Genomic DNA, 13166 nt, shown 5'->3' with positions numbered 1-13166 from the left:
CACTATTTAACCGAGGCGATGAGATTGCCAATAAGCAGATTCCAGCCATCGATGAGGATAAAAATGAGTATCTTAAAGGGCAGTGCAATCATAACAGGCGGCAACATCATCATACCCATGGACATTAGGATGGATGCGACAACCATATCGATAACCAAAAAAGGCAAAAAGAGCAAAAAACCTATCTCAAATGCAGTTTTTAGCTCACTTATGACAAAAGCGGGGATGACGATAGAGAGAGGAACTTCCGCTACAGATGCGGGGTTTTCCATTTTTCTGATACGCAAAAAAAGCGCCAAATCTTTCTCTCGTGTGTTTCTTATCATAAAGTTTTTAAAAGGCAGTGCTGTTTTATCAAACGCCTCTTCATACCCAATCTTCTCTTCGATGTAAGGTTTTATGCCATCTTCGTACGCTTTTACGCCAACGGGCTCCATAACAAAAAAAGTGAGTATCATACCAAGCATTACCAAAAGCTGTGTCGGTGGGACTTGCTGTGTTCCTAGTGCTTGACGCAAAAAACCAAAAACTATGACAAATCTTGTAAAAGTTGTCATAACCAAAACCATACTCGGTGCTAAAAACAGAAGTGTTAAAAGAACAAGAACATTCAAAGAGCTCACAAGCTGCTGTGGAGAGTTGGGAGCAGAGAGCTCAAAATTCATCGTAGGGATAGCAACATTTTGAGCCCCAAAAAGAGAAGCTGCGTAAAGAAGCGCAAAAAAGAGGAAAAATCTTTTCATTACTTACTTGCTGCCTTATCTAAAACAGTCTGCTCTACTTTTGATTTATCTTTTAAAGAGCCGCCGACAAAGTGAATCTCTACTCTGCGATTTTGCTCTCTGCCGCTCTCGGTTGTGTTAGTTGCTCTTGGAGAAAACTCTGCATACCCTGCCGCACTTATACGCTTTGGATCAACACCGTCTAAAATCAACTCTTGTAAAACTGAAATCGCTCTTGCGGCTGATAGTTCCCAATTGTCCTTATAAGGGCTTTTTATTGCTGGACCTTGATTGTCCGTATGACCACGCACGCTTACAAGTGTCTCATTTGGAAGTTCACTGACAATAAGTGCTATACGTTTGAGAAAAAGTAGCATATCATCATTTTGAATCGTTGCACTTCCCGGTTTAAAGAGGAGTGATGCAGGGAGTTCTATGGCAAATCCATCTTGAGCTTCCTGTAAAGATACAGTAGGTCCTGCACCCTGACCTATGTCTTGCATCTCATTAAGCTCTTTAATAGCTTGAGTTACCCTATTTACCTGCTCGGCACTCTCCTCTTGAGCTTCAATGGGAGTTGCTGATTGTTGCATTTTTTTTGAAACTTCTGTTTGGATTCCACCTTCCAAAACACTCATCGCGCCAGCAAGTGAACCGATGGCTTCTGAGACTTTTTTTGCATCCATACTTGACATGGAGAGAAGCAAAACGAAAAAGCACAAAAGCAGAGACATAAGGTCTCCAAATGCTGCAAGCCACTCTGGCATACATGTCGGGCACTCAGGACACTTTTTCTTTCCCATTAGTTAAACTGACTTACGCGTTCATTTGGGGCAAGATAGCTTAGTAGCTTTGCTTCTAACGCTCTTGGTGCATCCCCTGATTGGATAGACATAATTCCTGTTAAAATCATCTCTTTGACAAGGGTCTCATCATCATTTCTAAGTCCCAAAATGTTTGCTATAGGATTTCCAACGATATTTCCTATCATCGCTCCATAAAGAGTTGTAAGAAGCGCAACCGCCATAGAAGGACCGATAGCCGAAGGATCTGCCATATTCATAAGCATCGCAACCAGACCGATAAGCGTTCCAACCATTCCCATCGCTCCTGCAAGACCTGACCACTGCGAAAAGATTGAACCATGTACTTTATGTCTAGTGCTTGTTTGCTCCATTTCAATTTCAAGTAACTCTCTTATACTGTCAGGTTCATTCCCGTCAATCGCCATAGAGAGCCCTTTTTTCAAAAACGCATTTGGCTCGCTGTTGACTTCACCCTCTAGCGCCAAAATACCATCTTTTCTTGCTTTTGTCGCAAATCCTACAAGTTTTTTAATAAGCTCTGCTTTATCTTCTTGAGGTGGTTTGATAGCTATCATAAAAATTTTTACAAACAGTTTCATTTGTGCAGGCTTAAAGGAGATCATCAACGCCCCGATACTTCCACCCACAACTATCATTACAGAGGGAATATCAATATATGGACCAATCCCAACACCCATCGCCATAGAGGCTAAAAGAAGCACCATAATCAAAACAAGACCGATAACCGTACCTAAATCCATTCAAATACCTTACGAAAAAATATCGTGCTTATAATACCACAAAAATAATAGCCTCCTCATTAAAAACATTTTAATTTCAAAAAATCCCTTGCAAGCCTATGAAGCTACGAAAAAGAAGTTTTCGAGATTTACACGTTATAATTTCATCAATTTATGACAAAGAGTTTCTATGAGCAAAAAGAGTATAAGTATCGTTATTTTGGCAGCAGGCAAAGGGAGTCGCATGAAGTCTCCTACAGCAAAAGTTCTACACACACTTTGTGGCAAAGAGATGCTCTACTACATCATCAAAACTTCACGTCAACTAAGCGATGATGTCACTGTTGTTGTAGCACACCAAAAAGAGGCTGTTGTGGGGCAGATGAAGCGTTACTTTGATGACGTAAATTTTGTAGAACAAGATGCACAAAACTTCCCCGGAACCGGCGGCGCTATGAAAAATATCTCTGTAAAAAATGAAAAAGTTTTGGTTTTAAACGGAGATATGCCGCTTGTTACACCTAAGTCGCTTGAAGGGTTTTTAGAGAGCGAGAGTGAAATCGTCATGTCGATTTTTGATTTGCAAAACCCAGATGGTTATGGGCGTGTTATCATCCAAGATGGGCATGTTGTAAAGATAGTAGAGCAAAAAGATGCTTCTGTCGCAGAGCTTAATGTTTCAACCGTAAATGCCGGAATCTATGCGTTTTCCAAAAAAGTGCTTGACAAGTACATCCCGCTTCTTGATAACAACAATGCCCAAAAAGAGTACTACCTCACCGACGTTATCTCTATGGCAAGAGCAGATGAGCTAGACATCACTCCGCTGCTTGTAGATGAGGAGCATTTTAAGGGGGTAAACTCTAAAAAAGATTTATCAGATGCCGAGATAATCATGCAAGAGCGCATCAAAACTTCTCTAATGGAGAGCGGCGTAATTATGCAGCTTCCATCCACCATCTATATCGAAGAGGGTGTAGTTTTTGAGGGAGAGTGTGTCGTTGAAAACGGATGTCGCATAACGGGCAATTCACGCATCATCAACTCCCATATAAAAGCGCACAGTGTTGTGGAAGACAGCATAGTCAAAAATTCCGATGTCGGACCTATGGCGCATCTACGCCCCGCTTCAAACATAGAAGAGACGCATATCGGAAATTTTGTCGAGGTAAAAAAATCTACTCTTAGAGGTGTGAAAGCCGGTCATCTTAGCTATATAGGCGATGCAAAGGTGGATGAGGGAACAAATATCGGAGCTGGAGTGATTACCTGCAACTACGACGGTATCAAAAAGTATGAGACTATCATCGGGAAAAATGTATTTGTAGGAAGTGACAGCCAACTTGTAGCGCCTGTTACAATCGAAGATGATGTTATGATAGCAGCTGGAACGACTCTAACAAGCGGCATAATTCAAAAAGGCTCACTTGCCATCAGCCGTACAAAACTCAGAACAATAGAAGATTTTTACTATAAGTTTTTTAAAAAATAAGAGCTTTTCTTTTTACGGAGGTGTATTCAGTAGGTAAGACGCAAAAAGCGCGTCTTACTATGGAAGTTTTAAAAATGCGTTGCTTAGCGCGATAGAGACTTTTTTTGTAGCATTTTTGAGCAGTGTACGCTTGTCGCCCTCTACATCAGACTCAGGTTTGATACCTAAGATTTTTGACTTATCTATGACAATTTCACTCTTCGCATTTGCGGAAGCTCGGTTGCCGTTGTTGTGTGCATTAAGCGTAATCATCATCATTAAACGCTCTTTTTCGATAGTTTTAAAGATATTTGCTTCACTACTCTCTTTATCTTGAGAGAGGCTCACTTTTGTATCTAACAGATAGTCATTTTTTGATGGCAGCATATGCTCACCCTCTACTTTTGCAGTGGAGACAACAAAACAGTTTGTCTCTTTGAGTGCATTGACAAGCGCTATCGTAAACTCGTCGGGAGTAACATTGAACGTTTGCGCGTTATTTTCAATCATAAGAGCGTCAATATGAAGTGTCGCCATGCTTTTTGTACATAAGCCCATATTGTCGATAAATAAAACACTCTGCTTATCGACACACCCAACAAAAGAGAGAAGCAATAAGGCAGCGGAGAGAACTTTTTTCATTCCATAATCCTTTTTTTAATTTGCTAAGCATTATACCAAACTCTTTCGTAAGTTCTCTACGACAACTTGACAAACTTCCTCTTCTCAAATTATAATGAGTGCGAAAAGAAATCAAAATCAAGGGAGTGGGTATGTGCAAAGATGCGATTGTATTTGACAACAAACCAAAAGGTGTGGCGCTGGATGCGTGGATTCCCTACTATATCTGTACATGTGGGAGAAGCGAAAATGGGGTGTTTTGTGATGCAAAGCATGACGGAACTTCTTGTTTGCCACAAAAAGTAATCGTTGAAAAGAGCAAACAGTACCACATCTGCATGTGTAAAACAAGCAAAAACTTCCCGTTTTGTGATGGAACACATAGTCTTTATAGTGATGATGAAGTTGGAAAAAATGTTAAAAGTGAGGATGCAAAGTAGCCTAAGGCTACTCTACGATAAAGCTTTTTTGCTTTAAAACATTAAACTTTTGAAGCTCTTTTTTCTCTTGAATGTTGAGTTTTTCAGCAGCTTTTGGAGTTACAAGGTAGTATCCGAGCTGCACTTCTACTTTGTCTCCTTTTTTGAGGGCATCTGTATATGGAACGCTCTTTTTCTCATTTGCTTTTATCATCGTGTCTGTTACAACCTGATTTGCAAGCCATGGCATAGATGGACCGTTTTCATTACCGATAGCACGTACAAAACTAAGCGGCTTAAGCGGAGTTACTTTTCCATCACTAGTCACATTTACTCTCAATTCAACTACACGCATAGGGTGGAGCATGAGGTTATGTGGTGCTTTGTTGTTGATGATAACATCAAAACCGCTGCTGTTTTTGTTAAACTCAAGGTCAACATACTTTGAGAGCATTTCAGGGTTTTTATGTGAACCTGCAAAACCATGGTATGCATGCGTCTGGCTATGTCTGATTGTCGTTGCAGTACCCTGCACTTTTGGCATATGGCATGTTATACAGTTCTCTTCTTTGTTTTGTGCGCCCTCTTTACCTGTTTCACACACCATAAGCTGTTCGCCGTTTTGTCTGTGAGAGTGGCAGCCCATACACATTTGACCGTTATAAAACTTCTCATTTGTGTAGTCGATATCATGGTAAGGTGATCCAACTGTTGTCTTGTTCATACCAAACCATGAACTCTCTTGTTTATAGATGACCTTCTCTTTTTCACGCCCAGCTTCTGCCGAGTAGAATGTTTTTGGGTTTTTGCCAAAAACATTTTTGTTTTTTGCAGCGTGCTCTTCTACATCTTTGATAGTATGACAACTTGCACACGTCACACCATCTTTAATCTCTTCCTCATTTTTAGCTAATGGTGCATGGCACTCTTTACAGCTATAGTCACCTTTTTCTTTCAGAGGGTGCAAATCCCATGCCCCTTTATGGATTGGATCGTTATAGTAGGTAGCATTTCTATGCATAGAACCTTCAAACTCATCAACTATCTGTGGGTGACACTTTTTACATGTCTCTGTTTCACTCTGTGCAAACAGAAGTGACGAAAGCGCAGCTGCTAAAAACAACATTTTTTTCATATAAACTATCCTTTTAATTATTATAAGCTGAAATTTTAACATATAAAATGACTTTCAAATTGATTTGTATCAATTAGAGTGAAATAAAACAATAAGATTTTTCCTGCTAGAATTATAAAAAAATAAGGTTCACTATGGTTATTCCATCCAATCTGCTTCTGGGTAAAAAGATACTTTTAGGAGTAAGCGGTTCTATTGCTGTTTATAAATCTCTTGAACTTGTACGACTTTTTACAAAGGCTGGGGCAGAGGTAAAGGTGGTAATGAGTGAAGCTTCAAAAAAGTTTGTGACGCCACTTAGCTTTGAGACACTTAGCACAAATGAGGTGCTTGACGATACCAACGAATCATGGGCGAATGCGCATAACCATATAAAAGCAACCGAATGGGCAGACCTTTTTGTCATAGCTCCCGCGACGGCAAACACCATAGCAAAACTGGCAAATGCCATAGCTGACAACATGCTCTTGCAGTGTGCTTTAGCATTCCCACATCTCAAAATCATAGCCCCATCAGCCAATACTAACATGATAAACAACCCAATCACAAAATCAAATCTAAAAATGCTCGGCATTGCAAACTATGAGGTAGTTGCAACACAAACCAAAGAGCTCGCATGTAAGACGGTAGGCGATGGTGCTATGGCTGAGCCTTTGGAGATATTTTGGCACTGTGCAAAAGCACTCTTAAGAGACCCTTTTTGGATGGATAGAAGAGTTATAGTTACGGGTGGCGGGACGATAGAAAAGATAGATGATGTGCGTTATATCTCAAATTTTTCAAGCGGTAAAATGGCTTCCGCTTTAGCAACTGCACTCTACTGCAGGGGTGCAGATGTAAACCTCATAGCAACCAAATTTGAAAAAGAGTTGCCGCTTGAACTCTATACGCTTGATGTTCAAAGCTCCGGCGAGATGCTTGAGTATCTCAAAGACTCTATCCGCATCGCCAAAAAAGGCAAACTCTCAAAAGCAACACTTATGCGTGATGAGCAGATTCATCTTATCCAGAAAAAACCATACCTTTTTATGGCAGCGGCGGTGAGCGACTATGTTCCTAGTTTTGAGCAGGTTGGAAAACTCAAAAAAGAGTCTTTGGGTGGTGCATGGGAGCTAAAACTCAAAGAGAATGTTGATATATTAAGCAGTATTGACAAAGATGGAATCGTTACTGTTGGGTTTAAAGCGGAGATGGATGCACAAAACGCTCTTGTAAACGCACAAAATATGATTGATAAAAAAGGGGTTGATGCTGTTTGTCTCAACGTTTTAAAAGACGCATCAAGCTTTGGCACAGAGACAAACAGTGTGGAGTTTCTCACAAAAGAGCGTCATGAGAGCATACCATTAGCCGACAAACTCAGCGTTGCTTTTGAGATTTTAGAGCATGCGAAAACTCTATGAATAAGGCAAGGCATATCGCCATCATCATGGATGGAAACGGACGCTGGGCAGAGCTTAGAGGACAAAAAAGGGTAAAAGGGCATGAAGCAGGCGCAAAAGTTGTACGAATGATTACCGAGTTTTGTGCAGCCGACAGTGATATAGAGCGGCTAACTCTCTATGCTTTTTCAACTGAAAACTGGAAAAGACCAAGACTTGAAGTTGAGTTTTTGATGAAACTGCTCCAAAGATATCTTGATAACGAGACAGAGACCTATCTTGCAAACAATATCCGCTTTGAGCCTATCGGAGACACAAGAGCATTCTCGTCATCTTTACAAAAAACCATCCATGATGTAAAAGAAAAAACTGCCCACTGTGATGGACTAGTGCAGTCTCTAGCACTCAACTACGGCGCACATGATGAGATACTTCGTGCCATCAACAGAGTAAAAAAATCTCAAGAAGACATAACCGAAGCGATGCTCTCAAATGCGCTTGACTGCAAACACAACGTTGATTTACTTATCCGTACAGGCGGAGACCATAGACTATCAAACTTTTTGCTTTGGCAAGCGGCGTATGCAGAACTCTTTTTCAGCGACACCCTTTGGCCTGATTTTACGACTGCGGAGTTGGAGAAAATTTTAAAAGATTTTACAAAAATTGAGAGACGATTTGGAGGGCTTAAGTAGTGGAACTCTTTGGCGCTTTTCTCTTTGGCATACTTTTTGGCTCTTTTTTAAATGTTGTTATCTTGCGTCTTCCAAAGGATGAGAGTGTTGTTTTTGGCGCATCACACTGCCCGACTTGTAACCATCCGCTTAAACCATGGCATAACATCCCTCTTTTTTCATGGCTTTTTTTGCGCGGAAAATGCGCTTTTTGCCAAACAAAAATCTCAGTTCAATACCCTGCAATTGAGCTTTTGTCCGGCTTAATTTTTCTTCTTCCTGCCGCAAAAATGGGAGTTAGCATCTCTTCACTTTTGGTAGCCTTTAGCTTTTTAACGCTTCTTGCACTCTCTATGATTGATTTTAAGTACAAAATGGTACCCGATTCGCTCAATCTGCTTGCTCTCCTCTTTGCCATCTTTGGAGCATGGAGCCTTGGCGGCATTGCAACAAACTTCCAAAACGCCCTGCTCTTTGCGGGTGGATTTACACTGCTACGCTTTGCACTCTCCTACACTCTTACAGCTTCGGCACACAGAGAAGCAAAAAAAAGAGCTGCATCATGGAGTAAAAACTACCACATCTACCCATTTGTTGAAGCAATGGGCGAGGGAGATATCATGGTGGCAGCAACGATGGGAGCGCTTCTTGGCGTCAAACTCACACTTGTTGCGGTTTTCCTCTCAGCACTGCTGGCTCTTCCCGTGATGCTTTTAGTTATGAAAGGCTCTAAAGAGGAGCAGAGAGTTCCTTTTGTCCCTTTTTTGGCTCTGGCGACATTTTTGGTCTATCTTTACGACTCACCAATTTTAAGATATATTGAGGCTTCTTACTAATGCACATCCTTCAAAACTACATAAAACAGTCTCTCTCGCTTATCTTTTTATCTATATTTTTGCCGCTTTTTTCCATTGCTTCTATAGTTTTTCTTATCAAACTTGCAACCTATACGGCGGTCATTCAACTCTCTATCTTTGAGATGGGCAAACTCTTTCTTTTTATGCTCCCAGAGCTTCTTTTTTATACACTGCCTATCTCTTTTTTTGTAGCTATAACGCTAGCACTTTTCAAACTCTCAAATGAGAATGAAATCATTGTTGTATTCGCGCTTGGCATCCATCCTAGAGTTATCTTGCAGACACTTTTCAAACCGGCACTCTTTCTCTCGCTTCTTCTACTTTTTAATTTTTTCATTCTTCTTCCGCATGCAAAAACTTTGTCAAACAACTTTCTATCTTATAAAAAGAGTGAAGCAAAGTTCAACCTCTCCGCTTCAGAGTTTGGGCATAAATTTGGTGATTGGCTTTTATATATAGGCAAGGAGAATGAAAATGGAAGTTATGCTGATGTTATTTTGTTCAACAAAAACCAAGACGAAGAGGTTCTTATCGGAGCAAAAAAAGCCGAAATCATCAACGATGCAGGTGTTTTAAGACTTAAACTAAGCTCTGGCGAAGGGTATAGCTACTCGCAAGAGAAGTTCACGCAGATAGATTTTAAAACTATGTTTATCAATGACACGATGAAAACTGATCTTGAAAAGTATGAAACACCGCTCGAGTATTGGTTTCCAGAGACTCCATCTGCTAAGAAGAAAAAAATGCTTATAGCAAACATTCTCTTTAGTCTTTTTCCGCTTCTTAGCCTCTTTTTGGCAGCAACCATCGGAATCGTTCATGCAAGACATCAAAAAGGGAAGATTTTTCTCTTTTTATTCGCAGGGATTATCATCTACTATGCTCTTGCAATCGCGTTGCAACCGATTCTCTCTGTCTATACGGTACCGGTTTTGATATTTGGATGGCTTATGGTGACCTACATACTTTATAAAAAAATAATTGTGGCAAAGTTTTAGATGCGATGCACACTTATAATTGCGTATAACGGAACACATTTTTTAGGTTCTCAAAGCCAAAAAGAGTCTAAAAATACTGTTCTTGGTGTGCTTGATGCGGCACTTAAAAAACTGGGCATCGAGACAAAAATAGTCGCAAGCGGGCGCACAGACAGAGGCGTGCATGCAACAGGACAGGTTTGTCATATCGAAGTACCATCCTACTGGAGCAACCTAGAAAAGCTCCAAACTTCCATTAACAAAATAGTCGGACCATCCATCTTGATAAAAAAGATAAAAATCGTGAACGAGGATTTTCATGCCAGATACAGTGCAAAAAGAAGGGTTTATCGCTACATCATCAAAAGTGGCAGCGGCAACCCTTTTGAAGAGAGTTTTGTCACTTTTTTAGAAGATGTTGATTTTGCCACACTTCAAGAAAAGATAAAACTTCTTTGCGGCACATTTGATTTTAAATTTTTTATGAAAAACGGCAGTGATGTCAAAAGCACTACAAGAATAATCTACAGAGCTTTTGCCTACAGACACAAAGGCTACATTATCCTAAACTTTGAGGCAAATGGGTTTTTACGAAGCCAGATACGGCTTATGGTCGGTGCTCTTCTTGCGCTTAGCTCAGAACAAATCAGAGAGCAGCTTGAATGTAAAAAAAGATACAAAATAAAACCAGCTCCAAGCAACGGGCTTTACCTAAGTAAAATCAAATACTAGACTTCTTTTCACAACCTCTGTTTGTGAAAAGAAGTCTGCTGATTTTTATACCTCTTCTACCCTATTTTTGCCATTTGTTTTAGCAAGGACAAGTGCTTGGTAGCCTCTTTTCATAACATCTTCAAGCGTGTCATCCCTTTTGCTTGACGTTACTCCAAAACTAGCTGTTGCACTCCCTACAAAGAAGAATTTGCTTTTTTCTATTAACATCTGCAAATGTCTTGCGGCTACAAGTATGTTTTGCATATCCGTCTCTGGACATATGACAATATACTCCGTATCACTCCATCTTCCGACAGTGTCAAGATAGCGTACATGGTGCAGTAAAAGATCTGCTATCTCTTTCATTAAAGAGTTTCCTACCTCACGACCATGCTTCTCGTTGATCTCTTTTAAACCATCGATGTTCATCACGATGACGCCAAAAACATAGTCGTAACGCTTCGCTCTATGAAGCTCACTTGTGAGAATCTCCTCTAGTTTTGCTTTGCCATAAAGCCCTGTTATCTCATCTTTGGTTGTTACTTTTTCATACGCTTTATTTGCTTGCAAAAGTTCAGCTTCTAGTCTTGTTATCTTTCGCTCAAATTTTTCATTTATCTCTCTTAACTCTTTTTTTGAGAGGTTAAGTCTGTCGGAGAGCTCCTGCTCTTTTTCAACTTTAGACGCAAACTCTGCCTCTTCATTCTTGATGCGAGCAACCAGAGCAGATGCAATCATTAAAATATTGGAAACTACCATCAGCGCAAAAAGATCATAAAGATAACTGCTATAAGCAATAAACCCTAGCGCCATCGCAAATGCAACAAGCTCGCCCAATCCAAGAAAAATCCATGCTAAGAGCAGATAAAGCGCCCCTGAAATCCCCTCTTTATGCGCCTTTGCCGAAAGATAAAAAAGAAAGAGAAATAGTAGCGATGCAAGAACTGCAAAAAAGTACATAAGAAGTGTATTACTCGCCGCCACTAGAGCAAAGAGTCCAAAAACAAGCGTTGCCATTATGAAAAAAGTAAGGTATCTCTTTAATTGTGGAAAGTTCTCTTTGACTTGAAAAAAATGACCTACAAAAAGGAGTGCAGCTAAAAAACTAAAAGCGATTGTCAATGGGGCAAGAGTGTTGTTTCGGAAAAAAAGCTCTCTGTTGTAGCCATAGTAAGTTCCCATCAAGAAAAACAACCCGACAAGATAGAGACCATAGTAAAGGTAGTTTCTATTTTTAAGCGCTAAGAAGTTGATGAAATTGTATAAAATCATAATAAGCACAACACCCATCAGCATGCCATTGAAAAGTAGCGTATAGGTTAAGCGCTCTGCAGCACTTTTTTGAGAGTGCAGCGTAGGTGCTAGGATAATGGCATTTTGGCTTTTTGTTTTGATGTAAATCGTTGCTTTTTGCATCGGAGCAATGCTGAGGGGCACAAAAAAAGAGCGTGCGTCGTTTTGCGGCGTGAGAGTATGCATCTCCTCATCCAATTGCACAAATGCCTCCATCGTATCAATCCAAGGAATAGGCATCTCAATGCTACCATCAAAGCGTTGCGCACTCTCATTGAGTAAACCAAAGCGAATCCAAACAGTGTCATTTGTGTAGCCAGTTGCTATAGACTGTGCATTGATGGAATGAAAGTTATCGGCAAAAGAGTCTTGAGAGACGGCTTCAAAACTAAAATGGTTTTGCGCATCCACAAAAAGTTCAGAATGTGGCGTGAGATTTATCTTATCACTCTTTTCATCTATTTTGAGAGCTTCTAAAGCAAAAATCTGAGTAGCTAAAAAAATAAAAAATAAAAAAAATTTATAACTATTTCGCATCAAAAAAAATCCTCATGAAGTATGTGAAATATTATACGCAAAAGCAACTCTATTTTTGGTTAAACCTACTCCATAAAATACCTATGTACTCATGGATTGCCATATGTGAGTTATCAAACGAGCCGCTATCAGGAGCTTTGAGGTAGCCATCAAACTCCTTTGCATAAAATGCAGTCGGTGCCGCTACAGGGCTTAGTCCGAGTGAGCCAAACAGCTCCATCGCACGTGGCATATGTGTTGCAGAGGTAACAAGTGCAAAAGGAGCGTCTACGACTATCTCTTTTGCAAAAAGAGCCTCTTCCATGGTATCTTTTGGCGCTTCACCTATGATAATATTTGCCTCGTCCACTCCAAGTGCTATGGCAAGCTTGGCGTTCATAGTCGCATTTGCACTCTTTGTCTTTCCCTCATATCCCGTAAATATGATTTTTGAACCGGCGATATTTTTGTGAAGAATCACTCCTTCTAAAACTCTTTTTACTCCAGAGTTGCTTAGGTTTGAGGAGAGTGGCTGTGATGCGTCCGTGTTGTGTCCGCTTCCAAGAACGTGGATATACTTCACCTGCTTTTCATAGCTGTATTTTGGGTATTTTTGCTCAAGGTTTTTGACCAATAGGTTAGAAAACGGCTCATAAGAAAAAAGGAGTAACAAGCCAAAAGATGAAGTCAAAAAAATCGTTGCGTACCTCTTTTTATCCCACAACAAAAAAAGAAGCCCTAAAGCAAAAAAAGTCAAAACCAAACCAAGCGGTTCGACAAAAAAAGTAACAAACTTTTTTAAAAAAAATCCTATCTCCACAAATCAGCTCCTTGCTGAT

14 protein-coding genes are annotated in these 13166 nt (G+C 40.2%); 7 read left to right on the top strand and 7 right to left on the bottom strand.

Annotation, left to right across the window (positions count from 1 at the left end; all coding sequences use genetic code 11):
- Positions 1–2: 2 nt before the first annotated feature.
- From fliP to AC6H4V_RS05790, 3 genes are read right to left on the bottom strand one after another with little or no spacing between them, the layout of a single operon-like run.
- The gene (gene fliP / locus AC6H4V_RS05800; protein WP_428730221.1) at positions 3–743 is read right to left on the bottom strand and encodes a flagellar type III secretion system pore protein FliP; all 741 of its coding nucleotides are present in this window, start codon (positions 741–743) and stop codon (positions 3–5) included.
- Positions 743–1525, bottom strand: a complete 783-nt coding sequence (locus AC6H4V_RS05795) for a flagellar motor protein MotB (RefSeq protein ID WP_497607866.1) — start codon at positions 1523–1525, stop codon at positions 743–745. The genes fliP and AC6H4V_RS05795 overlap by 1 nt, the downstream gene beginning before the upstream one ends.
- The gene (locus AC6H4V_RS05790) at positions 1525–2289 is read right to left on the bottom strand and encodes a motility protein A (protein WP_497607865.1); all 765 of its coding nucleotides are present in this window, start codon (positions 2287–2289) and stop codon (positions 1525–1527) included. Before AC6H4V_RS05790 ends, AC6H4V_RS05795 begins: the two co-directional genes overlap by 1 nt.
- A gap of 169 nt (positions 2290–2458) precedes the next feature.
- Between AC6H4V_RS05790 and glmU the strand changes: the two genes are divergently transcribed.
- Entirely contained in the window at positions 2459–3760 is a 1302-nt protein-coding gene (glmU, locus tag AC6H4V_RS05785) for a bifunctional UDP-N-acetylglucosamine diphosphorylase/glucosamine-1-phosphate N-acetyltransferase GlmU (RefSeq protein ID WP_497607864.1), read from the top strand.
- A 57-nt stretch (positions 3761–3817) separates the two neighbouring features.
- Here glmU and AC6H4V_RS05780 read toward each other — a convergent pair whose 3' ends face one another.
- The gene (locus AC6H4V_RS05780) at positions 3818–4381 is read right to left on the bottom strand and encodes a hypothetical protein (RefSeq protein WP_428729658.1); all 564 of its coding nucleotides are present in this window, start codon (positions 4379–4381) and stop codon (positions 3818–3820) included.
- 131 nt (positions 4382–4512) lie between these two features.
- Between AC6H4V_RS05780 and AC6H4V_RS05775 the strand changes: the two genes are divergently transcribed.
- Complete coding sequence (locus tag AC6H4V_RS05775) at positions 4513–4800, top strand: CDGSH iron-sulfur domain-containing protein (protein WP_428729657.1); 288 nt, start codon at positions 4513–4515, stop codon at positions 4798–4800.
- Positions 4801–4807: 7 nt separating this feature from the next.
- Here the strand turns inward: AC6H4V_RS05775 and AC6H4V_RS05770 are convergent, their stop codons facing one another.
- Positions 4808–5914, bottom strand: a complete 1107-nt coding sequence (locus tag AC6H4V_RS05770; protein WP_428729656.1) for a multiheme c-type cytochrome — start codon at positions 5912–5914, stop codon at positions 4808–4810.
- Positions 5915–6048: 134 nt separating this feature from the next.
- Between AC6H4V_RS05770 and coaBC the strand changes: the two genes are divergently transcribed.
- Genes coaBC through truA form a run of 5 tightly spaced genes read left to right on the top strand, consistent with a single transcriptional unit; the run spans position 6049 to position 10536 of the window.
- Positions 6049–7317 carry a bifunctional phosphopantothenoylcysteine decarboxylase/phosphopantothenate--cysteine ligase CoaBC gene (gene coaBC / locus AC6H4V_RS05765; protein ID WP_497607863.1) on the top strand — a complete coding sequence of 423 codons (1269 nt, stop codon included), beginning with the start codon at positions 6049–6051 and terminating at the stop codon, positions 7315–7317.
- Entirely contained in the window at positions 7314–7991 is a 678-nt protein-coding gene (gene uppS, locus AC6H4V_RS05760; protein WP_497607862.1) for a polyprenyl diphosphate synthase, read from the top strand. Before coaBC ends, uppS begins: the two co-directional genes overlap by 4 nt.
- Positions 7991–8806: a prepilin peptidase gene (locus AC6H4V_RS05755; protein ID WP_497607861.1), complete on the top strand. Its 816-nt coding sequence runs from the start codon at positions 7991–7993 to the stop codon at positions 8804–8806. Before uppS ends, AC6H4V_RS05755 begins: the two co-directional genes overlap by 1 nt.
- The gene (locus AC6H4V_RS05750) at positions 8806–9825 is read left to right on the top strand and encodes an LptF/LptG family permease (RefSeq protein WP_497607860.1); all 1020 of its coding nucleotides are present in this window, start codon (positions 8806–8808) and stop codon (positions 9823–9825) included. The genes AC6H4V_RS05755 and AC6H4V_RS05750 overlap by 1 nt, the downstream gene beginning before the upstream one ends.
- The gene (gene truA / locus AC6H4V_RS05745; protein WP_497607859.1) at positions 9826–10536 is read left to right on the top strand and encodes a tRNA pseudouridine(38-40) synthase TruA; all 711 of its coding nucleotides are present in this window, start codon (positions 9826–9828) and stop codon (positions 10534–10536) included.
- A 45-nt stretch (positions 10537–10581) separates the two neighbouring features.
- Here truA and AC6H4V_RS05740 read toward each other — a convergent pair whose 3' ends face one another.
- Together AC6H4V_RS05740 and AC6H4V_RS05735 are read right to left on the bottom strand one after the other, a co-directional pair.
- A complete protein-coding gene (locus AC6H4V_RS05740; RefSeq protein ID WP_497607858.1) occupies positions 10582–12348 on the bottom strand; it encodes a sensor domain-containing diguanylate cyclase in 1767 nt (588 codons plus the stop codon).
- A gap of 49 nt (positions 12349–12397) precedes the next feature.
- Complete coding sequence (locus tag AC6H4V_RS05735) at positions 12398–13147, bottom strand: ElyC/SanA/YdcF family protein (protein ID WP_497607857.1); 750 nt, start codon at positions 13145–13147, stop codon at positions 12398–12400.
- Positions 13148–13166: the final 19 nt, after the last annotated feature.

The organism is Sulfurimonas lacustris (genome assembly GCF_059705355.1).
This window is presented reverse-complemented; position numbering and strand designations above follow the sequence as displayed.

What these genes read in the sequence shown, in the direction of transcription:
- fliP (WP_428730221.1), bottom strand. Translation starts at nt 743, where the DNA reads ATGAAAAGATTTTTCCTCTTTTTTGCGCTTCTTTACGCAGCTTCTCTT.
- AC6H4V_RS05795 (WP_497607866.1), bottom strand. Translation starts at nt 1,525, where the DNA reads ATGGGAAAGAAAAAGTGTCCTGAGTGCCCGACATGTATGCCAGAGTGG.
- AC6H4V_RS05790 (WP_497607865.1), bottom strand. Translation starts at nt 2,289, where the DNA reads ATGGATTTAGGTACGGTTATCGGTCTTGTTTTGATTATGGTGCTTCTT.
- glmU (WP_497607864.1), top strand. Translation starts at nt 2,459, where the DNA reads ATGAGCAAAAAGAGTATAAGTATCGTTATTTTGGCAGCAGGCAAAGGG.
- AC6H4V_RS05780 (WP_428729658.1), bottom strand. Translation starts at nt 4,381, where the DNA reads ATGAAAAAAGTTCTCTCCGCTGCCTTATTGCTTCTCTCTTTTGTTGGG.
- AC6H4V_RS05775 (WP_428729657.1), top strand. Translation starts at nt 4,513, where the DNA reads ATGTGCAAAGATGCGATTGTATTTGACAACAAACCAAAAGGTGTGGCG.
- AC6H4V_RS05770 (WP_428729656.1), bottom strand. Translation starts at nt 5,914, where the DNA reads ATGAAAAAAATGTTGTTTTTAGCAGCTGCGCTTTCGTCACTTCTGTTT.
- coaBC (WP_497607863.1), top strand. Translation starts at nt 6,049, where the DNA reads ATGGTTATTCCATCCAATCTGCTTCTGGGTAAAAAGATACTTTTAGGA.
- uppS (WP_497607862.1), top strand. Translation starts at nt 7,314, where the DNA reads ATGAATAAGGCAAGGCATATCGCCATCATCATGGATGGAAACGGACGC.
- AC6H4V_RS05750 (WP_497607860.1), top strand. Translation starts at nt 8,806, where the DNA reads ATGCACATCCTTCAAAACTACATAAAACAGTCTCTCTCGCTTATCTTT.
- truA (WP_497607859.1), top strand. Translation starts at nt 9,826, where the DNA reads ATGCGATGCACACTTATAATTGCGTATAACGGAACACATTTTTTAGGT.
- AC6H4V_RS05740 (WP_497607858.1), bottom strand. Translation starts at nt 12,348, where the DNA reads ATGCGAAATAGTTATAAATTTTTTTTATTTTTTATTTTTTTAGCTACT.